This is a genomic window from Ruegeria sp. B11, assembly GCF_056539785.1.
Genome location: NZ_JBQFVO010000001.1, coordinates 123,195 through 148,668, shown reverse-complemented (window position 1 = coordinate 148,668; position 25,474 = coordinate 123,195). Strand labels below are relative to the sequence as shown.

Annotated in this window: 25 protein-coding genes; 8 read left to right on the top strand and 17 right to left on the bottom strand. The window is 57.6% G+C overall.

Translation table 11 applies throughout. The annotated features are described in order from the left end of the window. Window positions 1-62 precede the first annotated feature (62 nt). Window positions 63-566 (top strand): Lrp/AsnC family transcriptional regulator, encoded by a 504-nt coding sequence (locus ACR0I1_RS00790; protein WP_370644441.1) that lies wholly within the window; start codon window positions 63-65, stop codon window positions 564-566. Between the two features lie 20 nt (window positions 567-586). Beyond that, window positions 587-2,470: a monovalent cation:proton antiporter-2 (CPA2) family protein gene (locus tag ACR0I1_RS00785; protein WP_480704555.1), complete on the top strand. Its 1,884-nt coding sequence runs from the start codon at window positions 587-589 to the stop codon at window positions 2,468-2,470. Here the strand turns inward: ACR0I1_RS00785 and cobT are convergent. Further along, entirely contained in the window at window positions 2,467-3,477 is a 1,011-nt protein-coding gene (cobT, locus tag ACR0I1_RS00780) for a nicotinate-nucleotide--dimethylbenzimidazole phosphoribosyltransferase (protein ID WP_480704553.1), read from the bottom strand. The genes ACR0I1_RS00785 and cobT overlap by 4 nt on opposite strands. A 79-nt stretch (window positions 3,478-3,556) precedes the next feature. Here cobT and cobS point away from each other — a divergent pair, with 79 nt between their 5' ends. Beyond that, window positions 3,557-4,321: an adenosylcobinamide-GDP ribazoletransferase gene (cobS, locus tag ACR0I1_RS00775; RefSeq protein WP_480704551.1), complete on the top strand. Its 765-nt coding sequence runs from the start codon at window positions 3,557-3,559 to the stop codon at window positions 4,319-4,321. Here cobS and ACR0I1_RS00770 read toward each other — a convergent pair. The 6 genes from ACR0I1_RS00770 to ACR0I1_RS00745 form a co-directional block, all read right to left on the bottom strand. Beyond that, window positions 4,318-5,079 (bottom strand): ion channel, encoded by a 762-nt coding sequence (locus tag ACR0I1_RS00770; protein WP_170406404.1) that lies wholly within the window; start codon window positions 5,077-5,079, stop codon window positions 4,318-4,320. The two genes, cobS and ACR0I1_RS00770, sit on opposite strands and share 4 nt — an antisense overlap. Window positions 5,080-5,203: 124 nt before the next feature. Continuing rightward, window positions 5,204-5,713, bottom strand: coding sequence for a CarD family transcriptional regulator (locus tag ACR0I1_RS00765; protein WP_010439402.1), 510 nt, complete (start codon window positions 5,711-5,713; stop codon window positions 5,204-5,206). Between the two features lie 284 nt (window positions 5,714-5,997). Beyond that, window positions 5,998-6,336, bottom strand: a complete 339-nt coding sequence (gene fdxA / locus ACR0I1_RS00760) for a ferredoxin FdxA (protein ID WP_010439399.1) — start codon at window positions 6,334-6,336, stop codon at window positions 5,998-6,000. Between the two features lie 65 nt (window positions 6,337-6,401). Then, window positions 6,402-6,767 carry an RNA-binding S4 domain-containing protein gene (locus ACR0I1_RS00755; RefSeq protein WP_480704550.1) on the bottom strand — a complete coding sequence of 122 codons (366 nt, stop codon included), beginning with the start codon at window positions 6,765-6,767 and terminating at the stop codon, window positions 6,402-6,404. 6 nt (window positions 6,768-6,773) lie between these two features. Further along, complete coding sequence (locus ACR0I1_RS00750; protein ID WP_480704549.1) at window positions 6,774-9,590, bottom strand: helicase-related protein; 2,817 nt, start codon at window positions 9,588-9,590, stop codon at window positions 6,774-6,776. A gap of 23 nt (window positions 9,591-9,613) precedes the next feature. Continuing rightward, the gene (locus ACR0I1_RS00745) at window positions 9,614-10,222 is read right to left on the bottom strand and encodes a tetratricopeptide repeat protein (RefSeq protein ID WP_480704548.1); all 609 of its coding nucleotides are present in this window, start codon (window positions 10,220-10,222) and stop codon (window positions 9,614-9,616) included. A 30-nt stretch (window positions 10,223-10,252) separates the two neighbouring features. Here ACR0I1_RS00745 and ACR0I1_RS00740 point away from each other — a divergent pair, with 30 nt between their 5' ends. The 3 genes from ACR0I1_RS00740 (at window position 10,253) to ACR0I1_RS00730 (ending at window position 13,414) form a co-directional block, all read left to right on the top strand. Continuing rightward, window positions 10,253-10,543, top strand: a complete 291-nt coding sequence (locus tag ACR0I1_RS00740; protein WP_170393409.1) for an SCP2 sterol-binding domain-containing protein — start codon at window positions 10,253-10,255, stop codon at window positions 10,541-10,543. Continuing rightward, entirely contained in the window at window positions 10,543-11,514 is a 972-nt protein-coding gene (locus ACR0I1_RS00735; RefSeq protein WP_480704547.1) for an alpha/beta fold hydrolase, read from the top strand. The genes ACR0I1_RS00740 and ACR0I1_RS00735 overlap by 1 nt, the downstream gene beginning before the upstream one ends. A gap of 79 nt (window positions 11,515-11,593) precedes the next feature. Then, window positions 11,594-13,414, top strand: a complete 1,821-nt coding sequence (locus ACR0I1_RS00730) for a M3 family oligoendopeptidase (RefSeq protein WP_170393413.1) — start codon at window positions 11,594-11,596, stop codon at window positions 13,412-13,414. 27 nt (window positions 13,415-13,441) lie between these two features. Here ACR0I1_RS00730 and ACR0I1_RS00725 read toward each other — a convergent pair whose 3' ends face one another. Genes ACR0I1_RS00725 through ACR0I1_RS00715 form a run of 3 tightly spaced genes read right to left on the bottom strand, consistent with a single transcriptional unit; the run spans window position 13,442 to window position 15,651 of the window. Then, the gene (locus ACR0I1_RS00725; protein ID WP_170393415.1) at window positions 13,442-14,335 is read right to left on the bottom strand and encodes a DMT family transporter; all 894 of its coding nucleotides are present in this window, start codon (window positions 14,333-14,335) and stop codon (window positions 13,442-13,444) included. A 15-nt stretch (window positions 14,336-14,350) separates the two neighbouring features. Then, the gene (locus ACR0I1_RS00720) at window positions 14,351-14,620 is read right to left on the bottom strand and encodes a DksA/TraR family C4-type zinc finger protein (RefSeq protein ID WP_010439380.1); all 270 of its coding nucleotides are present in this window, start codon (window positions 14,618-14,620) and stop codon (window positions 14,351-14,353) included. Between the two features lie 56 nt (window positions 14,621-14,676). Next, complete coding sequence (locus ACR0I1_RS00715; protein WP_170510509.1) at window positions 14,677-15,651, bottom strand: Gfo/Idh/MocA family protein; 975 nt, start codon at window positions 15,649-15,651, stop codon at window positions 14,677-14,679. A gap of 339 nt (window positions 15,652-15,990) precedes the next feature. Here ACR0I1_RS00715 and ACR0I1_RS00710 point away from each other — a divergent pair, with 339 nt between their 5' ends. After that, entirely contained in the window at window positions 15,991-17,058 is a 1,068-nt protein-coding gene (locus tag ACR0I1_RS00710) for a fasciclin domain-containing protein (RefSeq protein ID WP_480704545.1), read from the top strand. Window positions 17,059-17,105: 47 nt separating this feature from the next. Here the strand turns inward: ACR0I1_RS00710 and rpoH are convergent, their stop codons facing one another. Then, window positions 17,106-18,002, bottom strand: a complete 897-nt coding sequence (rpoH, locus tag ACR0I1_RS00705) for an RNA polymerase sigma factor RpoH (RefSeq protein WP_170393423.1) — start codon at window positions 18,000-18,002, stop codon at window positions 17,106-17,108. A gap of 147 nt (window positions 18,003-18,149) precedes the next feature. Continuing rightward, entirely contained in the window at window positions 18,150-19,184 is a 1,035-nt protein-coding gene (locus tag ACR0I1_RS00700; RefSeq protein ID WP_480704543.1) for an RluA family pseudouridine synthase, read from the bottom strand. On the opposite strand from ACR0I1_RS00700, the gene ACR0I1_RS00695 reads away from it, so the two are divergent. Beyond that, entirely contained in the window at window positions 19,183-19,485 is a 303-nt protein-coding gene (locus ACR0I1_RS00695) for a DUF6476 family protein (protein ID WP_480704541.1), read from the top strand. The genes ACR0I1_RS00700 and ACR0I1_RS00695 overlap by 2 nt on opposite strands. Window positions 19,486-19,487: 2 nt before the next feature. On the opposite strand, the gene ACR0I1_RS00690 is transcribed toward ACR0I1_RS00695, so the two are convergent. The 5 genes from ACR0I1_RS00690 to ACR0I1_RS00670 form a co-directional block, all read right to left on the bottom strand. Continuing rightward, a complete protein-coding gene (locus ACR0I1_RS00690) occupies window positions 19,488-21,488 on the bottom strand; it encodes a tetratricopeptide repeat protein (RefSeq protein ID WP_480704539.1) in 2,001 nt (666 codons plus the stop codon). A 155-nt stretch (window positions 21,489-21,643) separates the two neighbouring features. Further along, on the bottom strand, window positions 21,644-22,777 hold the full coding sequence (gene nagA / locus ACR0I1_RS00685) for an N-acetylglucosamine-6-phosphate deacetylase (RefSeq protein WP_223118203.1): 1,134 nt from the start codon (window positions 22,775-22,777) through the stop codon (window positions 21,644-21,646). Then, a complete protein-coding gene (locus ACR0I1_RS00680) occupies window positions 22,774-23,802 on the bottom strand; it encodes an SIS domain-containing protein (RefSeq protein WP_480704537.1) in 1,029 nt (342 codons plus the stop codon). Before ACR0I1_RS00680 ends, nagA begins: the two co-directional genes overlap by 4 nt. 12 nt (window positions 23,803-23,814) lie before the next feature. Further along, on the bottom strand, window positions 23,815-24,570 hold the full coding sequence (locus ACR0I1_RS00675) for a GntR family transcriptional regulator (protein ID WP_170393434.1): 756 nt from the start codon (window positions 24,568-24,570) through the stop codon (window positions 23,815-23,817). Continuing rightward, window positions 24,557-25,444 carry a glucosamine kinase nucleotide-binding domain-containing protein gene (locus ACR0I1_RS00670; RefSeq protein WP_480704535.1) on the bottom strand — a complete coding sequence of 296 codons (888 nt, stop codon included), beginning with the start codon at window positions 25,442-25,444 and terminating at the stop codon, window positions 24,557-24,559. The genes ACR0I1_RS00675 and ACR0I1_RS00670 overlap by 14 nt, the downstream gene beginning before the upstream one ends. Between the last annotated feature and the right edge of the window lie 30 nt (window positions 25,445-25,474).

The following is a 25,474-nucleotide window of genomic DNA, read 5'->3' as shown; positions in this document are numbered from 1 at the left end:
TTCAAAAATACGCCTTAATGAGTGCTGTTTCTGCGCATTGTTTTCGTATAAACTAAGTTTAGATGCGTACTTTCCGCATATTGATTGCAAATCTTGAGGAAACGCCGCACGTGCTGGATCGGATTGATATCGGAATACTCGCAGCTTTGCAGCGCGACGCGCATCTGACGTCGCAGCAATTGGGTGATGTGCTGAATCTATCCGCCAGTCAGGCGGGCCGTCGCCGACAGCGCCTTGAGGCCGAGGGTTACATCACTGGGTACACCGCACGACTGGACCCGCTGAGGCTGGGGCTACAGGTTCAGGGGTTCATTCAGGTGCATCTGGGCACTCATGGCCCCGAACAATCCGCAGGCTTCGCCCGCATGGTCAACACCCGCCCCGAGATCACCAGCGCCTGGACGATGACAGGTGAGGCAGATTACCTGCTTCACGTCTATTGTGACGACTTATCCGCACTCAATACCTTGCTTCACGAAGTGATCCTGCCGCATCCTGCAGTTGCACGGGTGCAAAGCCAGATCGTGATGGACCAATTGAAACGCGACGCGCCGCTCCCGACCTGAGCGGATTTAAGAGGACAATAATGAACGAGTTCCTTTATCAGGCATCGATCTATCTGGCAGCTGCGGTGATCGCGGTGCCGCTTTCCGCCCGTCTGGGTCTGGGATCGGTGCTGGGTTATCTGGCCGCAGGCATCGCGATTGGTCCCATTTTGGGCCTTGTCGGGGCCGAGACGGAAAGCCTGCAGCATGTGGCCGAATTCGGCGTCGTGATGATGCTGTTCCTGATCGGGCTCGAGCTTGAGCCCCGTGCCTTGTGGGATATGCGGGACAAATTGTTAGGCTTGGGCGGGCTGCAGGTCGGCCTGTCGACCGCAGCAATCGCAGCTGTGGCGTTCTATGCGGGTCATCAATGGTCGGTAGCGCTGGCGGTTGGATTGACCTTGTCGCTTTCTTCCACGGCAATCGTGCTGCAGACCCTGTCCGAAAAGGGCCTGATGCAAACCAACGGAGGTCGAGCGACCTTCTCGGTCCTGCTGACGCAGGACATTGCCGTAATCCCGATCCTAGCTTTCCTGCCGCTGCTTGCCCTGCCCGCAAGTATCCACATCGAAGATGACGGCTCCATCAGCCGTGGCGTAGGCATAGCCAAAGACGCGGATTATCACGCCAAACTCTCGCTGGTCGAAGGTCTGCCCGGCTGGGCCGTTACGCTTGTCACCATTGGCGCCGTCGCGTTTGTCGTATTGGCCGGCATCTACCTGACCCGCCCACTGTTCCGTTTCATCCACGCCACCCACCTGCGCGAAATGTATACGGCACTGGCGCTAATGATCGTGGTCGGCATCTCGTTCCTGATGACCCTTGTGGGCCTGTCGCCCGCTCTTGGCGCGTTTCTGGCCGGAGTGGTTCTGGCCAGTTCGGAGTTCCGACACGAAATGGAAAGCGACCTTGAGCCGTTCAAGGGGCTGTTGCTGGGCCTGTTCTTCATCACCGTGGGCGCTGGGATCGATATCGGGTATTTCTTCGCCGACCCGTTTGACCTGATCGGTTTGGCCTTACTGGTCATACTGGCCAAGGGGATCATCCTGTTCATCGTCGGGCGCGCCTTCAAGCTGCGCGGGCGCGATCACTGGCTGTTCACGCTGGGTTTGGCCCAGGCCGGTGAATTCGGCTTTGTCTTGTTGGCGTTTTCTACGCAGCAGAACGTGATTCCGCCGGGCTTGTCGCAAAAACTGTTGATGATCATCGCGCTGACCATGTTGATCACACCGCTTCTGTTTATCGTCTACGACGTACTTTCGCGCTTTCTCGGCGAGAGCAATCCGCAGGTTGAACCCGATCAGATCGACGAAAAAGGCCCTGTCATCATCGCCGGGATCGGTCGCTTTGGGCAGATCGTCAACCGGCTGGTACAGGCAAGCGGGTTTAAAACAGTTGTTCTGGACCACGATATCGAAACGATCCAGCTGATGCGACGGTTCGGTGTCAGAGGCTTCCTTGGCGACCCCACTCGCCCCGAATTGCTGCGCGCTGCTGGAATCGAAAAGGCAGCGGTCCTTGTCGCGGCCATGGATGACTACAAACAGGTCACCCGTCTCGTCGGATATGCCCGCCGCCAGCGGCCCGATCTGCACATCATCGCCCGCGCCCGCGACCGCAACCATGTCTATGAACTGTATCAGGCAGGGGCCAACGATATTGTCCGCGAGATGTTCGACGGATCGCTACGCGCGGGCCGCTATGTATTGGAGAACATTGGCCTCAGTGAATACGAGGCCGCACAAGCTGAACAAACCTTTTATCACCACGACCGGGGATCGGTGCGCGAGCTTGCAGAACTGTGGATCCCCGGCATGCCCACAGCCGAAAACAAGAAATACATCGAGCGTGCGCGGCAACTGGAAAAAGATCTGGAAACCGCGCTGCTGGAACTGGCCGAGGAACACGCCAAGAAGTCGGCTTAACCGTCCGACACACCCGCTTCAGCGAATGTCGCCATGCCGGAATGGCAAGCAACCGCGCTTTTCAGAATGTTGATCGCCAACGCCCCGCCCGAGCCCTCGCCCAAGCGCAGGCCGAGGGTCAGCAATGGCTCCTTGCCGAGCTTGCCCAGCATCGCGGCATGCGCGCCCTCGGCGCTTTGGTGGCCCGCGATGGTGTGATCAAGCGTTGTTTCCGAAATCTGCGCCAGACAGGCTGCAGCTGCGGTGCAGATGAATCCATCCAGAATTACCGGTATCCGCAATACGCGCGCGGCGGCTATCGCACCCGCCATAGCCGCAATCTCGCGTCCGCCGAGGCACCTTAGAATATGAAGTCCATCGCCCTGACCATGCAGAGCGACGCCTTCCGCAACAACCCTGGTTTTGTTCGCCAGACCTGCATCATCCACACCGGTCCCGCGGCCAGTCCAGTCGGCAGCATCCCCGCCAAATAGCGCGCAAGCGATGGCGGCAGCCGGCGTGGTATTTCCGATCCCCATCTCTCCAACAACCAGCAGATCGGCCTGCGGATCAACCGCCTGCCATCCTGTGCGCAGTGCGCTTAGAAATTCCTCTTCGCTCATCGCGGGGGCTTGGGTAAAATCTGCGGTCGGACGGTCCAGCTCCAGCGCGTGCACGTCCATCTTCGCGCCCGCAGCCTTTGCCAACTGGTTGATCGCCGCGCCGCCATGTTCGAAATTCATGACCATCTGCACCGTCACTTCGGGCGGGAACGCCGAGACACCTTGAGCAGTTACGCCATGGTTGCCCGCAAACACGATGACCTGCGGCGCATCGATCTGAGGCCGCGCATCCCCGCGCCAACCTGCATACCAGATCGCCAGATCCTCAAGCCGCCCCAACGCGCCGGGCGGTTTGGTTAGTTGACCGTTGCGCTCTTCCGCGCCCTGCTTGGCAGCGGTGTCCGGACCGGGTGCGCCGGTCAGCGCATTGCGGAAACTGTTCAAGTCATTGAGTTCGGGCAGCATGGAAAGCCTCGTTGCATCAGAGTGGTTGTGTGTGTTTAACCAATGCTGGCAAAGCAACAAGACCCGGAAAGGCCTGGGAGTGACCAAAAACGACACCGCCCCGTTTTCCCTGTGGGATATCTCGCTGGCTCTGGTCCTTTTGACGCGCCTGCCCCTGCCACGCCTGCCCGATCAAGCGTTCACCCGCCAGTCGCGTGCGGCTTGGGCCTATCCCCTTGCCGGGCTTGTTGTGGGGGCGCTGGCTTGCGGCGTCGCCTGGATTGCAATCTGGGCGCAGCTGCCAACCCTTGCCACCGCCGCCCTGCTGGTCGCCACGTTGATCATCGCAACCGGAGCGATGCACGAAGACGGGCTAGCCGATACGGCCGACGGGCTTTGGGGCGGCTTCACAACCGAACGTCGACTGGAGATCATGAAGGACAGCCATATCGGCACTTACGGCGTACTGGCCCTGTTGCTGGGCCAACTGCTTCGAATTGCTGCTGTCATGGCACTGATCGGTGCGGGTCTGTTGACGGGCATATTGGCCGCCTGCCTGTTCTCACGCGCCATGATGCCCGTGCTGATGCGCGCGCTACCCAACGCTCGCAAATCGGGGCTGAGCCATTCGGTTGGTGCGCCCCCCTTGTCTGCGGTGCTGGCCAGTATCGTGTTGGCTATCGTCCTGTCGCTATTGCTGCTGGGTGGATCAGCCATCACGCCGATGCTCTGCGCCCTACTTGCAGCGGCTTTTGTCGCTCGCATCGCCAAGACCAAGATCGGTGGCCAAACCGGTGATATTCTGGGGGCCACGCAGCAGGTCTCGGAAATCATCTTCCTCCTGACGCTAACAGCCTCAATCTAAGACGCCCCACCGGTTTCAATGCGCAGCGTCGCGCCACAGTGTTTGCAATGCACAGCATCCGGATCGTGCCGGAACAGGCCGCAGCTTGGGCATTTGTAGCGCACTTTCTGCGGCATGAAGATCGCCTGCGCCAGACGGACAAACAACGCCACGCCAACAACCATGATGAAAACGGAAAACAGCTTTCCCGCTGGTGTGCCCAGCGTGATATCTCCGAACCCCGTTGTCGTCAGGGTCGCCATAGTGAAATAAAGCGCGTCGATATAGGGGGTCTGCGCATCTTCGGGGACGAAAAAGACCAGTACTGCAGTCGAGGTTGCAAAAACAAAGACCATCAGATTGATCGCCGCAATCACCGCGTCCTCGTGGGTTCGGAAGAAAGGACTATCTCGGCGCAAATCCCGCAGCAGATGATAGGAATGGATCAGCCGCAACGCGCGCAATATCCGAAGAAACGCGAGATTGCCGGTCAGGAACGGGTCAAGCAGCAGCGACACGATCACAACGATGTCTGCCATCGTGTAAATCTGGCGCAGCAGTTTCCAGCGGTCTTTGGAAATCCACATCCGCGCGCAGAAATCCATTAGGATGATCAGCCCGACACCCAAACTTGCCGCCGTCAGCCCAGGCCCATGCGGGATATTCGCCGTGGAGACAAAAAAGATGATCGAGGCGATATCGAACAGGATCAGCCCATAGCGAAACCAGACCGAGACCGGCTCGTGGCTGATGTAGAGAAACTTGACGGTTTGCTTCATCATGTCCCCGTATCTTCCTGCAGTTACAGAAAAATACCCGACACACACCACAAGACCAAGCGCCTAGTTGCGAAAAAGGGCCGCCCCGGATATCGGGACGACCCTTAAATTGGCTCGAACGCAATCAGGCTGCGCGTGAGGTCAGAACCTCATCGACCTGTTTGGCAGCCGAAATCTCATCGGCGCCAGAAACTGCGGCCACTTCGCGTGTCAGACGTTCCAGCGCGGCTTCGTACAGCTGACGCTCGGAATAACTCTGCTCGCGCTGGTCGTCGGTGCGGTGCAGGTCGCGGACCACTTCGGCGATCGAGATCAAGTCACCCGAGTTGATCTTTTGCTCGTATTCCTGCGCCCGGCGCGACCACATGGCGCGTTTGACCTTGGCTTTGCCCTTCAGCGTCTTCATTGCCTGACTGATCACATCCGGTGAGCTGAGCGACCGAAGCCCCGATTCAGTGACCTTGTTAGTCGGCACGCGCAGGGTCATTTTGTCTTTTTCAAAAGAAATCACGAACAGCTCAAGCGAGAAGCCTGCAACTTCCTGCTCTTCGATTGACACGATCTGACCTACGCCATGAGCCGGGTAGACGACATAATCGTTCGGGCGGAACTCAAGCTTTTTCGATTTCGACATTCATATTCATCCTTCATTACTGATCGGGATATGAGACGACAAAAGCACCACAGCCGAGGCCCTGCATGGCCCCGTCAGGCGGCTTATTTGTCATAAATTCAGAACTCCAAAGCGAGCATACTTACGGAGCACATCCCAATCACAGTCATCATTCGGTCCCAAGTATATCACAAATTTGCGACACTCAAAAGACCGCGCCAAGGTAAATGGGAAATTCCCTTTCTACCTCAAATAATTAATGCACAGATTGATGCCAAATGAACGGTAACCGGCTGCCGAATCGGTCAACCGCCCTCGCCGGGGGCTTCCGAGAAATATTTCTCCATCTTGCCTTCTTCGCCGTCGCGTTCCTCGGCCTCGGGCAAGGGGTCTTTTTTGGTCACGATCACCGGCCACATTTCCGAATATTTCCGGTTGAATTCGACCCACTGCTCCATCCCCGGCTCGGTGTCCGGGCGGATGGCGTCGGCGGGGCATTCGGGTTCGCAGACACCGCAGTCAATGCATTCGTCGGGGTGAATGACCAATGTGTTTTCACCTTCGTAGAAACAATCCACCGGACAAACCTCGACACAGTCGGTGTATTTGCAGCCAATACAGTTTTCGGTGACAACGTAGGTCATGTTGAATTTCCCGTTTGCGCTTTGGCGACTAGCTAATCCAGTCTGACCGCCGCTTCAAGGTCAGATCACCCCTTTGGGATGCGAGAAAGATCAAGCGCGCGTCTTTCTTTCTTGGTTGGACGACCTTTTCCCTCAAACGCAGGATTCTTGGGCGATACGTCCTGCTTTTCGGTCATATCAAAGTACAAAGCTTGCGCCTCGGGGGCCGGACCGCGACGCACGCCAAGCGCTTCGATACGTACAACCCGGACAATACGCCCCTGCGGAAAGGTCAGGACATCTCCGGGTGCCACGGCTTGCGCCGGTTTAAGCACCCGATTTCCGTTAAGACGCACACGGCCGCCGCTGACCTGTTTGGCGGCCAGGCTACGGGTCTTGAAGAACCGCGCCTGCCACAACCATTTGTCGATCCGCAGCTTGGCCTCGGCCATCGCGGATCAGTTGCCGTCCTTCAGACCCATCAACGCTGCCGCAAATGGGTTATCGGGATCGATTGCCTTTTCCTTTTTGGGTGGCCGTGACGAGAAGGTCTTGGCGCCCTGAGGCTTGCCCCCCTTCTTGCCATGCGGCTTGCCCTGAGGTTTACCACGCGGCTTGCCCTTGCCCTGCCCCTGCTCGCGACGCGGACCACGGTTTTGCTGACGTTGGCGCCCCCAAGTGAAGGTGTAGAACACCTCAATTTCGGGCTCATCCGAATTGGACTCTGCTGATTTCTCAGTGGCCGTAGCCTCTGCTGCCGCCTCGGTGCTTTCGGAGGCTTCGGCTGCCGTCTCGGCGGTTATACCGACGTCATCCGCTTCGGCATTTGCGGTCGGTGTCTCATCGACGACGGGTTGTTCCTCAGCTTCCGCCACAGGCTGCTCCGTGGGGACCGGTTTGGCCTTCTCACGTTCGCCGCGTTCGGCCTTGTAACCCAGTCCCTGCATCAGGTCTGCAAACTGTTCCAAGGTCATGCCGGTAATCGACAACATGTCGGGTTTGGCTTCGAACCCACCGCGGCTATCCTCGGACCGCAGCATGTCGGCCAGCCGTTCCAGCATATCGATCCGGATTGAGCGTTCGCCCGCATCGCGGTAGCCGCACATGGTGTCATAGCCCTGCGGCGCGTCCTTGGCGACCGGAACGGTAACCAGACCCGGAGGTGGTGCTTCGGGGAACTCCTGCAAGCCACCGGACAATGCCCAAAGTACCAGACGCAGGCGCGTTGGCGCGGGTTTCAGCAGCAGCGGCATGAAGATGGTGAATTGACCGAACCGGATGCCATGTTTACGCAGTGCACCACGGGCATCCTGATCCAGATCCTTGACCTCTTGCGCGACCTGCGCGCGCGGCAGAACGCCCAGCGCCTCGACCATGCGGAAGGCAAAACCTTTGGCCAGACCGCTCAGCTCCTCATCCCGCGACAGGTTCAGCAGCGGCTCGAACAGGGCTGCCACTTTGCGGTCGATGAAATGCTGCAGGCGGCGCTGAACCTTCTGTTCCACGTCCGGCCCGGCGGCCTCATCGACAAAAACCTCGACTACAGGCTTGAGAGGCTCGGCACCGGCAACAAGTTTGCCCACGGCATACTCGCCCCACATCAGGCCACCCTGATCGGTGAAATCAATTTCGGTATCGGGCGCATTGTAGAAGCGATCGGCACGCAGATGGAATTGCGGCGCGAGTGCCTGCAGAGAGGCTGACTTCAAGGCTTTCGCTTCAGTCCCCTGCGCGCTTTTGTCCGGGGTAAACCGGAACCCTTCCAGACGACCGACGAATTCGCCTTCGACGGTCACTTCACCCTTGTCATTTACTTCGGCCAAAAGGGCCTCCTTCTGTTTGAGCCGGCGCAGCAACACTGACGTGCGCCGGTCCACAAATCGCTGAGTCAAACGGTCGTGAAGAGCGTCCGACAGCCTGTCTTCTACAGTGCGCGTTTCCTCGCGCCAATGGGATTCGTCACGCACCCAACCGTTTCGTTGCGCAACATATGTCCAAGTGCGAATATATGCCAACCTTTTGGACAATGCATCAATGTCGCCATGGGTTTGGTCGATACGGCGGATTTGCCGCGCCATGAAATCATCGGGGATACTTCCGCGCTCATGCAGATGGCCATAGATCACCTCAAGCAGGCTGGCATGTTCGGCATGGCTGATGCCGCGAAAATCGGGGATTCTGCACACATCCCATAGCAATCGGATCGACGGTCCATCGCTGGCACGGGCAACAACTTCGGTGACTTGGGACAGAGATTTCAGGACGTTCAGATCGTCAGCTGGCCGCGCTTTGATCAGGTGCTCATTGTCTGGGCTGACCTCAAGCGAGTCGATTAGTGCGTCGATTGAGCCGAACCGCAAAGCGGCATTCCGCCAATTCAACTTTTTCATAGGCGTGAACCGGCTGTCCATAATGGCTTGGGCTACGCCCTCATCCAGCGGCGGAGCCTCGCCCGTCACACCAAACGTGCCATCCGACATTCCGCGCCCGGCCCGTCCTGCGATCTGGGCCAACTCGTTGGGGGCCAGAGGCCGCATTCGGCGGCCATCAAACTTGGTCAGAGATGAGAACGCCACATGGTTCACATCCAGGTTCAACCCCATACCGATGGCATCCGTAGCCACCAGATAATCAACCTCACCGTTTTGATAGAGGTCAACCTGCGCATTCCGCGTGCGAGGGCTGAGCGCCCCCATGACGACCGCAGCCCCGCCCTTTTGGCGACGAAGCAGCTCGGCGATGGCATAGACGTTATCGACCGAGAATCCGACGATCGCACTGCGCGCAGGCATTCGGCTGATCTTTTTCGAACCGGAATAGACCAGCTGAGACATCCGTTCACGCCGGATGAACTGCGCTTCGGGCACAAGGGCCGCGATGGGGCCGCGCATGGTGTCAGAGCCGAGAAACAGCGTTTCATTGGTGCCGCGCGACCGCAACAGGCGATCAGTAAAGACATGGCCGCGTTCGGGATCCACGCAAAGCTGAATTTCGTCAATCGCTACAAAATCAGTGCCCATGCCTTCTGGCATCGCCTCAACTGTACAGACCCAGTATTGGGTGCGCGGCGGTACGATCCGTTCCTCGCCTGTCACCAGCGCCACAACAGACGGACCGCGAATAGCGACAATCTTGTCATAGACCTCGCGCGCGAGCAGCCGCAGCGGCAGACCGATGACACCGGTCCGGTACCCCAGCATACGTTCAATCGCGTAGTGAGTTTTACCTGTGTTCGTCGGGCCAAGTACGGCCACGATTCGGGATGACCCGCTCACCTTTGCCCCCTGCGCCCTGAGACTTACAGCGCCTTGCCTTCAACCTGAGGCTTCAGCCGATTCACGGCATTGGTTACTTCTTCATGATGGGGATGTATAGACAGGGCACGTGAATAGGCCTCAAGCGCTTGTTCTGGCTTGCCCACGATCTCAAAAATGAGGCCAAGGCCGTAAATAGCGTCGTAGTTGTTCGGATTCAGGGTCAATGCCTGTTCAAGATCCGCCGCAGCCATGCCAAACATGTCAATGCCGAAGAAAACCGAAGCGCGCACATGCCAACCCTCGGCAAATTCGGGTGCGTGATCGGTAAGCGCCGTCAAATGATCAAGCGCGGCCTCGACATCCCCGTCATCCAGCGCTTCGCGTCCGCGTTCCAACAGCAAATCCGCTGAAGCCGAACCTGATTGTGACCACAGCGCCTGCAATTGCCGATCCAATCCGATGGCCTGTTCGGGCGTCGATTGTGCCAGTTGCTGCAACAGTGATGCCTCGTCCCGCGAATCCGCCTGCTGCGCGATGCAACTGGTGGAAAACGTGACTATGACGGCAAGTGCCGCGACGGTACGTTTGAGATTGGTGATTGCAATACCCATAACAATGGTCAGTGTAGCGTAGCGACCGGGGATGTCCATTCACGGCGCATGAACAATATGAGGAAGACCATGAGCGATATTCTGGAAAAAGCCGCGGCGGCATTGAATGAGAAACTGTCGGGCGGCGATTTCGATGCGTCAGCCAAATTTGCCATTGCCGATCTGGGTTCTATCATTCTGGATGCAAGCGGTGCGCGGGTAAGCGACGAAGATGCTGATGTGACCCTCAGCGCCGATGCGGACACCTTTGAACAGATTCTCAGCGGCGACCTGAACCCAACCGGTGCGTTCATGTCCGGCAAGCTGAGCGTTGACGGAGACATGGGTATTGCCATGAAACTCGCCTCGGTGCTGGCCTGATGGAGTTTTCGCCGGCCCCCTTATACGAAGACGTGGCCGGCGGCCCTGCCGATGGTGCGGCGCATTGGCTGATAACCGAAGATGGCAAACGTATCCGCGTGGCACATTGGCTGCCCGGAGGCGATGCGCGCGGCACGGTGATGCTGTTCCCCGGTCGCACGGAATACATCGAAAAATATGGTGATACCGCCAAGGAATTTGTGAACCGGGGCTTTGCAAGCCTCGCGGTCGATTGGCGCGGGCAAGGGCTTGCAGATCGCCTGCTGGATGATCCGCGGATCGGTCATGTCGAACAATTTACCGATTACCAGCACGACGTTCGCTCAATACTGAAACTGGCCGAAAAACTGGAGTTGCCCAAGCCTTGGTACGTCATAGGCCATTCCATGGGCGGGGCTATCGGGCTTCGCGCCGTTCTGGAGGGGGCTGATTTTGCGGCCTGCGCCTTTACGGGCCCGATGTGGGGGATTTTCTTTACAACAATCATGAAGCCGCTCAGCCAGCTAACTGCCTATTGGGGGCCACGCTTGGGCTTGGGCGAGAAAACACCGCCCACCACCACGCTGGAGAGCTATGTGGCCTCACAGCCCTTCGAAGGAAACGTGCTGACACGCGATCCGGCGATGTACCGAATGATGCAGGATCAGTTGGCCGCACACCCTGAACTTGCTTTGGGCGCACCGTCTACCATCTGGCTGCGCGAGGCGCTGGATGAATGCACCTGGCTGATGGAACAGACCGCGCCCGAGATCCCTGCCCTGACCTTCTTGGGCAGCCACGAACAGATCGTGGACCGCAAGGCCATTCGGGCACGTATGGCCAACTGGCCTAGCGGTACTCTGATCGAGATCCCCGACGGCGAACACGAAGTTCTGATGGAGGCACCCGAGGTGCGCGGGCCGGTCTTTGATCAACTTGCTGCACATTTCGCGGCAGCCGCGGCGAAACCAAAACCCGAGCCCTGTCATTAAGGTTTGACCAGACAGCTTGCTTGTGATCCGGACGTGCCGCGCCTAAATGTTTGCCAACGCAGTTTATTCGAGGTGTTCCATGCGCGACCTTCCCTTTCCCGTCCGTGATGCAAATGCAGGCGGCGGTGCCGATGATCTGGGCAATTTGCCGGAATGGGATCTGACGGACCTCTATGCCTCGGAAGATGCACCCGAACTGGCCCGCGATCTGGACTGGTTGGAGGGCGAATGTGCGTCCTTTGCCGCAGATTATGAGGGTAAGCTGGCCGAATTGGACGCAGCTGGACTACTGACCTGCGTGCTGCGCAACGAAAAGATCAACGCCATCGCCGGGCGGATCATGTCCTTTGCCGGATTGCGCTATTACCAACTGACCACCGACGCGGATCGCGCCAAGTTCCTGTCTGACATGCAGGAGAAGATCACCGTCTTCACCACGCCTCTGGTGTTCTTCACGCTGGAACTGAATCGCATCGACGATGACGCGCTGGCTGCTCATTTTGTCGCCAATGCCGATCTGGCGCGATACGAGCCCGTGTTCCGCCGTATCCGCGCGATGAAGCCTTATCAACTATCCGACGAGCTTGAGAAATTTCTGCACGATCTCGGCGTGGTCGGCGATGCATGGGAGCGCCTGTTCGACGAGACAATTGCGGGCCTGACCTTTACCGTTGATGGCGAAGAGTTGAATATCGAAGGTACGCTGAACCATTTGACCGAGCAGGATCGTGCCAAACGTGAAGCTGCCGCGCGCGAACTGGCCAGCGTTTTCCAAAGCAATATCAAAACCTTCGCGCGCGTGCACAATACGCAGGCCAAGGAAAAAGAAATCGTTGACCGCTGGCGCAACATGCCAACTGCTCAGACTGGTCGCCACCTGTCGAACGATGTCGAGCCCGAAGTGGTCGAAGCCCTGCGCGAGGCCGTTGTGGCCGCCTACCCCAAGCTGAGCCATCGTTACTACGAACTGAAACGCAAATGGCTTGGTCTGGACGTGATGCAAGTGTGGGACCGTAATGCTCCGTTGCCGATGGAGGACACCCGCATCGTCGATTGGTCCGAGGCCGAGAAGACGGTGATGGACGCCTATAACGCGTTTGATCCTCGGATGGGTGAGATCGCAGCTCCCTTCTTCTCGAAGGGTTGGATCGATGCGGCCGTGAAGCCCGGCAAAGCGCCTGGCGCCTTTGCGCATCCCACCGTGACCGAAGTTCATCCCTACGTGATGCTCAACTATCTGGGCAAACCGCGCGATGTGATGACCTTGGCGCATGAATTGGGCCACGGGGTGCATCAGGTATTGGCCGCCAATCAGGGCGAGATGCTTTCATCGACCCCACTGACCTTGGCCGAAACTGCTTCGGTCTTTGGTGAAATGCTGACCTTCCGCAAAATGCTGGATCAGGCCGAGACAGCGGAACAGCGCAAGGTGCTTCTGGCCGGTAAGGTCGAGGACATGATCAACACAGTCGTCCGCCAGATCGCCTTCTACGACTTCGAATGCAAACTGCACGCCGCCCGTCGTGAGGGCGAGCTGACACCAGACGACATCAACGCCCTTTGGATGAGCGTTCAGGCTGAAAGCCTTGGCCCCGCATTCGAATTCATGGACGGGTACGAGACCTTCTGGGCCTATATCCCGCACTTCGTCCACTCGCCGTTCTACGTCTATGCCTATGCCTTCGGTGATGGCCTCGTGAACGCGCTCTATTCGGTCTACGAAAGCGGTGCAGACGGGTTCGAGGACAAGTATTTCGAAATGCTGCGTGCCGGTGGCTCCAAGCACCATAAAGAGCTTCTGGCTCCGTTCGGACTGGACGCCAGCGACCCTGAGTTCTGGGACAAAGGCCTGTCGATGATCTCGGGATTTATTGACGAACTGGAAGCGATGGAAAGCTAAAGTTGAAAGGCAGCCTGTATGGCTGCCTCATTTCTCTTTGGCTGATTTCATCGTCGTCACGAAAATGGCCGTGACAATCAATACCGCGCCAACAATCGAAAGCGGTGTGATCGTTGCGCCCAGAAACAGTGCCGAGTTGACAAAGGTAAACACAACCGAGGCGGCGAATAGCAACGTCGCCGTCAAAGTCGACACGCGGGCGGCGGCCTCGTACCAAAGATAATAGGCAAGCGCGGTCGGCAAAACGCCCAGAAGGATCAAGAAGATCACGTCGTTAGCGGTCGGCATCTGAATAGAAAAAGCCGCCAGTGGCACCAGCAAAACGCCCGAACACAAAAAGATGCCAAACAGGAAGTTCAACCTTTCGGCAGTGGTCTCCGATGACTGCATCGCGCGGCTGCTGGAAATCAGGAACACCGCCCAGCTAAGTCCCGCCCCGATTTCCATCAGATCGCCCAGCAGGGGTTCTCCCCCGCCTTGAAAATCCCGATAGACGGTTAGAAACACACCGAGGATCGCCAGCAGGGTTGCCAATACATCAGTCCGGCCAACGGTGGTATCCGCGAAGAAATACAGAAATATCAACACGAAGAACGGCGCGGTATTCTCAAGCACCATCGCATTAGCAGCACCTGTATGTTCCAAACCTATGTGGAACAGGATATAGTTCACCACCGTCGACAACACCGCCAGCCGGAAGTTCCAATCCCTGTACTGGATTGAAACCCGTGCGCCCATCACCCGCAACATGCAGTAAATCGCAAAAGCAGCGATGAACAGGCGAGACACGGCAATCTGTAACCCGCCGAGATCGCTGGTCAGGTACCGCACGATGACACTGTGCGTACCCCATAGAAACGCGGCTAGGAACCCAAGAACCAACCCGTTTTGCAGTACTGATCTCTGCGGCTGATCCTTCACCGGGTGCTCCTCGCGTTATTTCAACTGACTGTCTTTCGAACCCCGCCGATTGATCCCGCCGCGGGTCTTGAAGCTGCTGTCACGCTCTTGCTGGCAATCCAGGCACAGCTTTACGCCGGGCAGAGCAAGGCGGCGTTTTTCGGGGATCGGTTCTTCGCATTCAGCACAATGGGTAAGGCTTTCGCCCACAGGTCGCTTTTGTGCCTGCATCCGCGCCAGTTCATCTGAAATCGAAGCTTCGATCTGTTCACTCACCGCGCCATCGCGCGCCCAGCCGCCCGCCATTTAGCCCTCCTGATCCGGTCGGGACAGGATACGCGAGACACCACAGGGGTGGCAAGCTAGAGCGAAACGGCGGCGTCAAAGACCTGATCGATAACCTCTTGTGTGCCCCTCACGAATTCCAACGAACAGGGATATTCAACCCCTTCGCGAACCGATCGGCAGAACGCTTCGACCTGCAATTGATAGTGGTTGTCCGCAGGAAACCGGGGCACCAGAACCTCAAGGCCCGGTCGGTGCAGTTCAACCCGCGCCTCGCCGAACACACGGGCATTGAACGGAGCGGTTAGACGGATCATGCCACCTTCTCCGTGAAACACCATTTCCTGATGTGGATGCATGCGTGTTGAGACGTAGGCGGAATAGGTAAATTCGGGAAACTGCGCGCGTATTTCGGTGAAAACATCCACGTCATTTTCCCACCGGATCGCACCGCTGACCGAGACCGGCTCTTGCCCAGTCGCAAACCGAGCGCTGCCGATGACATACACCCCGATGTCACGCAGCCCGCCCCCACCGGTTTCCGCACGGTTGCGGATGTTGCCCGTGTCCGCCCGGTTGTCATAGCTGAACGCCCCGGTGACATGGACCAGCCGGCCGATCGCTCCGTCCGCGATCAGTTTACGGGTCAGATGCCACTGAGGGTGATGCACGATCATATATGCTTCGGCAGCCAGCAAACCCGTCTGGTCCCTCTTTGCGATCAGAGCGTCAAACTCATCGGCCCGCATGGTCATCGGCTTTTCGCACAGCACATGCTTGCCCGCATCCAGCGCCTTCAGGCTCCATTCGACATGAAGATGGTTTGGCAGCGGGATGTACACCGCCTCAATCTCAGGATCGGCTAGCAATGCCTCATAGCTGTTGTAGACATTCAGATCAGGGCAATATCTGGCAAAGGGCTCGGCCTTGGCCGGATCCGAGGTCGCCAACCCCGCCAGCCGCGCGCCCTCTGCCGCATGGATGGCGGGCGCCATGTGTTGTCGTGCGAATCTGGCTGCACCCAGAACACCCCAATTGACCGGTTTATGCATGCGCGCCCCCTAAAAATTGATGTAACCCGCCCAGGGCGAGCTCAATGTAATTCAGTTCCTGATCTGTCTATCAAGCACCTGCCAATAAGTCAGTCCTTTCTCTATCTATTTGAAAATCATACGCCTCGGTAAATTTTTTGATGAGATTAAAAAACCCCGATAACCTTATACTTTATATCGATAATCTAAAATCGATCGGCGTCAAACCTGCCCTCGCAAATCAGTTTTGTTGATCCAGTCTGATACTGCCGCCGTAGCTCAAACATCGACTGAATCATGCTCGGATGGCGCTCTGGCAACATCTGGAGCAACGGCAAACAGGATGGGAGGCTTACTGAAATGCCAGCAACACATACGATTACAGGAACAGTGCTAAAAAGCGGTGATCCCGGAACGTTTGACAGCGACAATCAGGATTTCGACATTCTCCGCGAAGCGGTGATTGCAGCCGGGCTGGCGGAAACGCTGGACAATCCTGAGGCAGAACTGACCGTCTTTGCCCCAAATGACGCTGCCTTTATTACTCTGGCACAAACGCTTGGGTATAAAGGGGATGACGAGGCTGGAGCATTGGGCCACACCATCAAGGCGCTCACCCTGCTTGGCGGCGGAGACCCTATCCCTTTGCTAACCAACATTTTGAAGTATCACGTGGTCGATGGTGAGTTCGACAGCACCACAGTGGTCGGTCTAGGCGACGGGGCTGAAATCCAAACTTTGCTTGGGTCGTCAGTCGAACTGAACCTTGAAAGCGATCCTCCCAGCCTGGGCGATGCCGATCCGGGCATCGACGATCCCGGCTTGATCGCGTTCGACGTGGATGCGTCAAACGGTATCATTCACGTACTTGACGGCGTACTTCTACCCGTCTCGGTGTCGGGCATTCTGGGCAAAAAGAACACGGACTTTATCCTGGGTGACAGCAGCGATGAATTCATCTTTACCGGACGCGGCAAAGACTTTGTTCACGGTGATGGTGGCAATGACGTGATCAACACCGGCTCGGGCAATGATGTGGCGCTTGGCGGTGCCGGGAACGACATAATCTTCGGGGGGCGCGGAAAGGATATTCTGCGTGGCGATGAAGGCCATGACAAAATCTTCGGAGGTCGTGGGAAAGACATCATCGACGGCGGCGAAGGCAATGACAAACTCTTTGGTGGGCGCGGTAAGGATACGTTTGTATTCGATGAAGGCGACGGTCACGACTGGATTGTCGATTTCCGCGTCGGCAAGGACAAGATCGACCTGTCCGAATACGATGGCATCACCAGCTTTGAGGACATCGAAGACGATATCGACGGAAAGTTCTTCGGGACCAAGATCGAGTTGGACGACGGAGACAGCATCTATCTATCAGGCATCTGGGCAAGCCACCTGTCCGAGTCCGATTTCATTTTCGCATAACTAAAAAAATCAGCCCGCTCATATGGCGGGCTGATATCAGTCTGGGGTTAGTTTGAACCCAGCATACCTTTTTCGCGCGCAAGCTCTCGCATCTTCTTTTGCAGCTTCTCAAACGCGCGCACTTCAATCTGACGAATACGTTCACGGCTGACATTGTACTGCGTGCTCAGCTCTTCCAGCGTAACAGCCTGGTCCATCAGACGGCGCTGAGTCAGGATGTCTTTCTCGCGATCGTTCAGAACATCCAGCGCAGCAGCGAGCAATTCGCGCCGGGCTTCCAATTCATCGCGCGCCTCGTAGTCACCAGCCTGATCGGCATCTTCATCTTCCAGCCAATCCTGCCACTGCATGGTGCCTTCGCCTTCGGACCCCACGGTCGCGTTCAGCGAAGCATCGCCACCGGACATCCGACGGTTCATGCTGATCACTTCTTCCTCGGTCACTCCGAGGTCTTCTGCAATCTTGGCCACGTTTTCAGGACGCAGATCACCTTCTTCCAGCGCGCCAATGCGTGCCTTTGCTTTACGCAGGTTGAAGAACAGCTTTTTCTGCGCCGATGTTGTACCCAGTTTCACCATCGACCACGACCGAAGGACGTATTCCTGGATCGAAGCGCGGATCCACCACATGGCATAGGTCGCCAGCCGGAAGCCTTTTTCGGGGTCAAATTTCTTGACCGCCTGCATCAGGCCCACATTGGCTTCGGAAATCACCTCGGCCTGCGGCAAGCCATAGCCGCGATATCCCATGGCGATCTTGGCCGCCAAGCGCAGATGAGACGTGACCATTTTATGCGCGGCCTCGGTATCCTGTTCCTCGACCCAGCGCTTGGCCAGCATATATTCTTCCTCCGGCTCCAGCAGAGGAAACTTGCGAATCTCCTGCATATAGCGGTTCAGCCCACCCTCGGGTGTCGGCGCTGGAAGATTTGAGTAATTTGCCATTTATTTCTGCCCCTTGGACAAATGTTTAAGCCCTTAACATGGGATATGGGTACCAGACCCGATACATTCAAGAGGATCTGTTAACAGTCTGAGATTAACCCTATGTAAAGGAAAGCTGAAAAGGCCTTTTTCACAAGCCTTTGCAGTTTATTTCAGTGGTTTTCTGAGATTTTCCAGCAGGTCCGCCATATCCTGCGGCAGCGGGGCTTCAAAACGTAATGCCTGGCCCGAGACCGGGTGTTCGAAGCCTAACACTGCTGCGTGCAGAGCTTGGCGGGGGAAAGCCTGCACCGCCTCGGCGGTCTCGGGCGTGAATGCCCGCGCGGCCAGTTTGCGCTTTCCGCCGTAAACCGGGTCTCCGACAAGCCCGTGGCCGGCATGGGCCATATGGACACGGATTTGATGCGTTCGGCCCGTCTCAAGCCAGCATTCGATCAGAGAGAGGCTGCCCGGCGTTCCAAAAACCTCGACAATCCGTGCGCGCGTTACCGCATGGCGCCCACCGTGAAACAACACAGCCTGCTTTTGTCGATCGGTCTTGTGCCGTGCCAGCTGTGTCGTCAGACGCATGATGTTGCCCGGCTCAAAGCTGACACCCTTGATCCCGCGCAGACGTGGATCATTGGCATCAGGCACGCCATAGCAAATCGCGCGATAATAACGCTCGACACTATGCGCCTCGAACTGAGCGGCCAGCCCGTGATGCGCCGCATCTGACTTGGCCACCACCAGCAATCCGCTGGTCTCCTTATCGATCCGGTGCACGATGCCCGGACGCTTGACGCCGCCCACGCCTGAAAGATCATCACCACAGTGATGCAGCAACGCATTGACCAGCGTCCCGTTCGGCGAGCCCGGTGCCGGATGCACCACCATTCCCGCAGGTTTATTGATCACGATCAGATCGTCATCCTCATAGACGACCTCCAGCGGGATATCTTCGGGACCGATGTGGCTGTCCTCAGCCTCGGCCACGGTGATCCCGATCTGCGCACCTTCGGCAATCTTGGCTTTGGGGTCTTCGACTACCGCACCATCGACAGTCACGGCCCCTTCATTGATCAGTCGGGCCAGCCGGGTGCGCGACAGGTTCACTTCCGCTGGCACATCCCGCGCAAGCGCCTTATCAAGGCGGGGCGGCGGAGCGGCCGCGATATGAAACTCTATCAGGCGGGTGCCCATGACTGTCCCTTCCGAACCTCAGGAACCGCAGGAAACACCGCAGCTTCGACTGCTGCGGCGCATGGTCATGCTGTTGACCGCGGTAATGATTGGCGGGGTTCTAGTGACATTCGCCTTGATTGTCATCCGCCTATCGGACCGAACTCCGACTCTGCCGGATCAGATAGACCTGCCGGATGGTGCAAAGGCCCAGGCCGTGACCATCGGCAACAACTGGTATGCGATCGTGACCGACGACAATCGCATTCTGATCTTCGACAAGACGACCGGAAACCTGCGGCAAGAGGTTACGCTGAACTAGTTTCACGCCTGACCCGAAAGTCTATTCAGTTGATTGGTGAACCGCTTGTGGGGCGGATAAAGGTCGCGCGCTTTCTCAAGATAGGGACGCGCCTTGTTCTTGTTGCCGCGACGCATGTGAATCTGGCCCGCCATGCCCTGAATGACGACGGTGACTTCATCCAGATCGGCAGCTTTCAGAATGAACTTTTCACCCTGACCGGTCTTGCCCGTCCGCTCTAGCAAGCGCCCCATGGCAAACAGAAGAAACGGGCTTTCCGGGTCACAAGCTAGCGCCTCTGACATCGTTCGATGCGCAGCTAAGGTATCGCCTTCTGCTTCGTAAAGTTCGGCCAGCCGCTTTTGGTACAAGGCACTTTCCGGCACACCAGCTACGATCTGGCGGGTTTTATCAATGGCGTGGGCCCCGGACAATTCCCCCAGATGCCTCTGTAGTATCACCCTCGCGCCCAACAATCGCGGGTCGTCTGCTGGTACGTCGTGAACCTCATCGAGTGAGGTTGAAAGCGCTTCCAATCTTTGTTGGTGATCAAAGATACGACTTGCGCGTTGATCCAGCGCCAGCTCGGCCCAGTCCAAGAGTATGAAATCGAAGTTGCAAGGACGCCTGACGACAACCTTACGCTGAACCAGATACAGGTTATTGAACGGTGCAAACCGGCGTTGCCGAACGACCTTCTGCAACGACCAATCCACAGGCGGCATTAGCCTAAGCGCAAGTTGGGCGCGGTAGAGCATTCTGGACCCCAGCACCACAACATCCGGCCGTAAGGGTTTGGACCAGAACGCTTTAGCAAAGTGCAGCGTCGCCGCACCGCGCTTGCCCTGCATGCCAAGAACAGCGCCGCGCAACGCGCACAAAACAGAATAGTCTTCGGGCCAGAGATGCGGGTTCTGCAATCCCTCTTTGGCATGTGCCTCGCTTTCCTGCCACTTCGACAGGTAAAAACAGTTCAGGGATTGCAGAAGTGGCATAAAGGCGTTGTCGGCCCCGGCGTCCAGAATAGGTTTCGCACTATCATACGCCTCTTCGCAGCGATCCTGCGCTGACAGATGTTGCACCGCCTTTGAATAGATATGCGCCGCCTCTGAGGGATTCAGAAAGGCCGATGGCCCCTTCGCAACCCGTTCGATGAACCGCGCATTGGCCGCCTGCATCTCATCCTTGGACAATACATCGCGGAACACTTTACGCTGCTGCCCCGAAATCCGGGCTGCAGCCATTGAAAAGCCAGATATGTGTGGCGCGATCACCTGATCCGCCCGTGACATCGCAAAAAGCTCCAGAAAGTCCCGCTGCGCCCGGGTCAGAGCCAACAGATCAGCGATATCCGACATCTGCATGAGCTCCGGAAACCGTTGCTTGAAACGGCCTATCACCTCTGGCTGATCCGAAAACATGATCACCGTCTGGCCCTTGGATTTCTCCAGATGGGCCTCGTAAAACTCGTCAGGTTCGATCTTGGCGGGCCAGATCGAATGCTTCCATGGTAATCCGTTCAGGATTTCTCCGCGCCGAATGTGGTAAGCCGAAACCCCCTGCCCCGAGAGCTTCTGATCCGCGCGATCCATGATCTGACGAACCTCATCCACAAATCCAACGCTATGTATGAAATCGCGATAGCGGGGACGGATGGTTTCGATATCTTCCCACGGGAAGGCAAATATCTCGCTCGCTTCTTCGACCAGAACCGAACGGCCAGACGCCAAATGGTCGATCAGCCGCTCGGGTGATGGATCGTTTTGGAAGGCCCAAATTGGCAGAGCGGTCGCGCTTATCGTGTCGAACTCTGCCTGATCAAGGAAATGCGCATCCATCCAGTCTTTGGTGAATAACTCCTCGGGATGATCCAACTCCGGCGCATCGGCGCCTTGCGGGAACCAGTTCACCCGGTAGTCTGTCCCAAAGTCTTCGGCCAGACGGATACAGGTCAGGATCATCAGCAGGCGCGCGCCCAAACAATCCGTACGCTGACCAATGAAAACGCCACGCGTTTGGATCATTGCGCGATCCGGGTGGTCAATGCCCTGCCAACTATTCCAATTATCTGATACATACAGACATTCCCAAACCACGTTCGCCTAAGGTCTTACACAACCGCTACAGTTGAGGCGAGATGTGAAAAACGCGCTGTTTCGCAATTTGTTGCAACACGAGGTTAAGCAACCGCCGGACGGGCCTGCGACAAATCCGGAGAAATGCGAATGGCCTGCGAGATCAAGTTCAGGCACGCGATTGAGCGCTGGGAAATGATATCCGCCGGAATGCGTGTGGCCGCTGCCAAGGCGTCCGTCAGTGAAACGCCGACATCCGTTGTCAACACGCGCAGCGCGGTGGTCAGGTTCAGATCGGCCCCGGCCAGGGTTCCATCCGGTAAGGTCAGCCTGCTGTTTTCACGTTGGATGACACGCCCTTCCAGCTTGAATTCCTGCAGATCCGTTCCAGCAACGGCCATCGCGTCGCTCACCAGAAACAGATGCCCCGGCCCCTGTTTAGCTGCAAAGGCGGCGCGCATCGTCTGCGGGTGAACATGGATTGCATCCGCTATCAACCCGGCAGACATCGCACCGCTGGACAAGACTGCGCCAACCAGCCCCGGTTCGCGGTTGCCCAACTGACTCATCGCGTTAAACAAATGGGTGGCGCAGTGCGCGCCCGCCTGTGCGTAAGCCACGCAGGTCTGAAACTCGGCATCACTGTGCCCCAACGACACGATGACCCCCGCCTTGCTGAGCGTTTCGACCTGAGCAATCGTGACACTTTCAGGCGCAAGCGTAACCATCAATGCAGGCAACGCCCCTGCCGCTTCTATCAGCTGTGCAAGATCAGCGTCCTGCATCCGGCGGATCAGCCCGCCGTCATGCGCGCCCTTGCGTCGCACCGAGAGATGCGGCCCCTCAAGATGCAAGCCGACAATCCCCTGAACTCCGCGCTGAATGGCCTGAGAAGCAGCAGAAATGGCAGCCGTTGTCTTTTCGGGCGTGTCCGTGATCAGCGTCGGAAGGATCGACGTCGCGCCAAGCTTGCGATGAGCCGCCGCAATACGCTGTAATGTCTCGACCGATGGATCGTCGTTGAACATGACGCCTCCGCCGCCATTCACCTGCAAATCTACATAGCCGGGGCTTAAAATATCGCCCGACAGATCCTGAACCATCTCATCCGAAGGCAACTCGGCTTCGGGCAAAATACTGTCGAGCAGCCCGCCGACGAAACGGGCGGCGTGGCCGTCCTTCAGGGTTTTACCATCAAAGATAGGCCCGCCCGCGAAGGTGATCGTCGCATCGGTCATACCGTCTCCGTCACTTTCCGCAGGTGACGCGGTGCATCGGGATTGATGCCCCGGCGCGTGGCCACAGTTTCGACCATACCGTAGAACGAAGCGATTGAGGCTACCGGATCTGTCATCCAGTGCGTGGTGCGGACATGTGGTAGCCTCACGGCATCAGACACCTGATTGGTCGTTGCGAAGACTTTTGCGCCCTTGGCTGCGAGCGCATCGGCGACTTCGGCGATGTTGGCCTCAGCCGCGTCTCCGGACGAGAACGCAATCACCGGAAAGCCCTGATCCACGATCGAAACCGGGCCATGCAGAACTTCGGCCGAGGAATAGCTTTCCGCATGAATTTGGCAGGTTTCCTTGAATTTCAACGCCGCCTCATTCGAGATCGCCCAGGACATCCCCCGCCCCAGAGTGAACAGGGATTGTCCATCGACTGCCTCGACCACCGCGCTCCAATCGCAGGTGATCGCCCGCGATAAATCTTCCGGCAATTTGTGAATTGCAGCCAGCAAAGTGTCATCACCCTTTACCTCGGCCAACAGCCAAAGCCCGGCGACCAGAGAGGTGACGAAAGTCTTGGTGGCAGCCACGCTAAGCTCGGGGCCTGCAAGGATGGACAGAGCCGAGGTGGCGTTCTGGGCCAGTGCAGACGTGGTATCGTTCGTGATCGCCACCGAATACGCGCCGCCTTCTGTCAGGGACTTCGTCAGCTGTACGATGTCGGGGCTTTGACCCGATTGGGATACCGAAATACACAGCGCACCGGGGCATCGCATATCGACCCCGTAGATCGATTTCACGCTCGGCCCAACCGAGGCCATGGGCAGGCCCAGCAGCAGTTCCGAAGCGTATTTCAGAAAGCTGCAGGCATGGTCCGACGAACCTCGCGCAACCGAAATCAGGAAGCCGGGATCGTGCGCGCAGATCGCGCTTGCGGTCTTTGTAATCGCCGTGGCACCATCAGTGAGAAGCCGATCAACGGCAAAAGGTATCTCATTGATTTCCTGCCGCATTTGAGTTGTATCGCTGGACATGAGCCCCGCCTTTCAGGTTGACAGACGCAGCTCTGCTACGAAATCGTAGGCATCGCCGTGATAGATGGATCGGGTCAGTTCAGCAACGCGCCCGCTTTCTAGATACGAGGTCCGCTGAATGCGCAGTCCCGCCGTACCTTCAGCAACGTCCAGCAATCCAGCCTCGGTTGCTTCGAGATTGATGGCCGAGATTTTCTGGATCGCGCGCACCGGACGATTGCCTGAGTGTTCGAGAAAGGCATAGAGAGATCCGGTAACCTCAGTCGGGTTGGGCAATATATCCAGCGGCAACGCCGCGCGTTCCAGCGCCATCGGTCGCCCGCCAGCCGCGCGCAGACGATGAATGCGGGCGACCTGATCACTCGCCGATAGGCCCAGCGCCAGCATCTCATCAGGTGACGGCAGGAATATTCCGCGCTCCAACCAGGTTGAAGTCGTTTCAAAACCGCGCCTCTCCATGTCTTCGGTGAACGAGGTCAGGTGCGACAGCGACTGCTCAACCCGTGCAACCGCTTGACGCACGAATGACCCCGAGCCTTGCCGCTGTTCAATCGCACCTTTGCGCACAAGTTCCTGAATCGCCTTGCGGACCGTCACCCGCGACAGGTCCGTCAGCTCGGCAATCTCGCGCTCGGGCGGGAGTGAACTGTTCGGAGCCAGAATACCCTCTTCAATCCCCTGCTCCAGCCGCTGCCGCAGCTGTACGTATCGGGGACCGGCGGTCTGACCCAGCCAACCCTCGGGCCGCAAGAAGTCAGCAACGCTCATGTCGGGTCTCCTTTTGAAAGGCGTGGGCCAACGCGATGGCACCGGTCAACGGATCGCCCAGCGGGTCGGCCAATTCCTGTTGCATTGGCGCAGGCAGAAATTCCGCATATTGCGGGCCGATGCCGCCGGTCAGGCAGATCGAAAGGCCGGGCATCCAGCCCATCGCCAACATCTGATCCGCCAGATACTGTGCACTATCCTCCATGATCGACAGCGCAAGCGCATCTCCTTGCTTTGCGTGTTGCGTGACAACAGGCGCCAGCGCTCCGAACTCGGTAGGCGACATCTTGGAGGCGGTCCTGACAATCCCAGCAGCGCCATCAAAACGCGACAACAGGCTGTCCGCCAAATCAGACGCAGGCTTCAGAGCGTCCACACAGTCAAGCGTAAAGGCCAAAGCCCGCCGCCCAACCCATTGCGCCGAGGCCTGATCCCCGAGAACAGGTCCCCAGCCCCCGGCAAATGACCTGCGATCCCCATTCTGGACCGCCAGAAAAGAGCCCGTTCCGCAATGCGCTACGAAACCGTCTTTCGAACCCAACGCACCACGCAATGCGGCTGGCCTGTCATCTTCAATCAGAACATGGTCAAATGGCAGCTTTTCTGCCAGCCGATCAGCCAGCTCGCACCCCGTGATACCGGCCAGCCCCAAGTAGGCTGGCGCACGAGAAATTTGAGTTGCCTCTTGTCCGGCAAGTCGGGCCAAAGCAGCAATTCCGTGCATCAACTCAGCGCAGGCTGCGTCAAAATCGGTTGATACATTTGCCGCACCAACCTCGACACACTGAACCGCAGAGCCGTCTGAAACAGCAAGACGGCAGCGTGTTCCACCGCCATCAGCGGCCAGCACAATGGTATCAGAAGGGCGACTCATGGAGATACCTTTATAATACCTATTTCTAAT

Bases quoted from the DNA above. Each gene is read 5' to 3' on its own strand.
- ACR0I1_RS00790 (WP_370644441.1), top strand. From the start codon at position 63: ATGCGTACTTTCCGCATATTGATTGCAAATCTTGAGGAAACGCCGCAC.
- ACR0I1_RS00785 (WP_480704555.1), top strand. From the start codon at position 587: ATGAACGAGTTCCTTTATCAGGCATCGATCTATCTGGCAGCTGCGGTG.
- cobT (WP_480704553.1), bottom strand. From the start codon at position 3,477: ATGCTGCCCGAACTCAATGACTTGAACAGTTTCCGCAATGCGCTGACC.
- ACR0I1_RS00770 (WP_170406404.1), bottom strand. From the start codon at position 5,079: ATGAAGCAAACCGTCAAGTTTCTCTACATCAGCCACGAGCCGGTCTCG.
- ACR0I1_RS00765 (WP_010439402.1), bottom strand. From the start codon at position 5,713: ATGTCGAAATCGAAAAAGCTTGAGTTCCGCCCGAACGATTATGTCGTC.
- fdxA (WP_010439399.1), bottom strand. From the start codon at position 6,336: ATGACCTACGTTGTCACCGAAAACTGTATTGGCTGCAAATACACCGAC.
- ACR0I1_RS00755 (WP_480704550.1), bottom strand. From the start codon at position 6,767: ATGGCCGAGGCCAAGCTGCGGATCGACAAATGGTTGTGGCAGGCGCGG.
- ACR0I1_RS00745 (WP_480704548.1), bottom strand. From the start codon at position 10,222: ATGGACATCCCCGGTCGCTACGCTACACTGACCATTGTTATGGGTATT.
- ACR0I1_RS00740 (WP_170393409.1), top strand. From the start codon at position 10,253: ATGAGCGATATTCTGGAAAAAGCCGCGGCGGCATTGAATGAGAAACTG.
- ACR0I1_RS00735 (WP_480704547.1), top strand. From the start codon at position 10,543: ATGGAGTTTTCGCCGGCCCCCTTATACGAAGACGTGGCCGGCGGCCCT.
- ACR0I1_RS00730 (WP_170393413.1), top strand. From the start codon at position 11,594: ATGCGCGACCTTCCCTTTCCCGTCCGTGATGCAAATGCAGGCGGCGGT.
- ACR0I1_RS00720 (WP_010439380.1), bottom strand. From the start codon at position 14,620: ATGGCGGGCGGCTGGGCGCGCGATGGCGCGGTGAGTGAACAGATCGAA.
- ACR0I1_RS00715 (WP_170510509.1), bottom strand. From the start codon at position 15,651: ATGCATAAACCGGTCAATTGGGGTGTTCTGGGTGCAGCCAGATTCGCA.
- ACR0I1_RS00710 (WP_480704545.1), top strand. From the start codon at position 15,991: ATGCCAGCAACACATACGATTACAGGAACAGTGCTAAAAAGCGGTGAT.
- rpoH (WP_170393423.1), bottom strand. From the start codon at position 18,002: ATGGCAAATTACTCAAATCTTCCAGCGCCGACACCCGAGGGTGGGCTG.
- ACR0I1_RS00695 (WP_480704541.1), top strand. From the start codon at position 19,183: ATGACTGTCCCTTCCGAACCTCAGGAACCGCAGGAAACACCGCAGCTT.
- ACR0I1_RS00700 (WP_480704543.1), bottom strand. From the start codon at position 19,184: ATGGGCACCCGCCTGATAGAGTTTCATATCGCGGCCGCTCCGCCGCCC.
- ACR0I1_RS00690 (WP_480704539.1), bottom strand. From the start codon at position 21,488: ATGATCCAAACGCGTGGCGTTTTCATTGGTCAGCGTACGGATTGTTTG.
- nagA (WP_223118203.1), bottom strand. From the start codon at position 22,777: ATGACCGATGCGACGATCACCTTCGCGGGCGGGCCTATCTTTGATGGT.
- ACR0I1_RS00680 (WP_480704537.1), bottom strand. From the start codon at position 23,802: ATGTCCAGCGATACAACTCAAATGCGGCAGGAAATCAATGAGATACCT.
- ACR0I1_RS00675 (WP_170393434.1), bottom strand. From the start codon at position 24,570: ATGAGCGTTGCTGACTTCTTGCGGCCCGAGGGTTGGCTGGGTCAGACC.
- ACR0I1_RS00670 (WP_480704535.1), bottom strand. From the start codon at position 25,444: ATGAGTCGCCCTTCTGATACCATTGTGCTGGCCGCTGATGGCGGTGGA.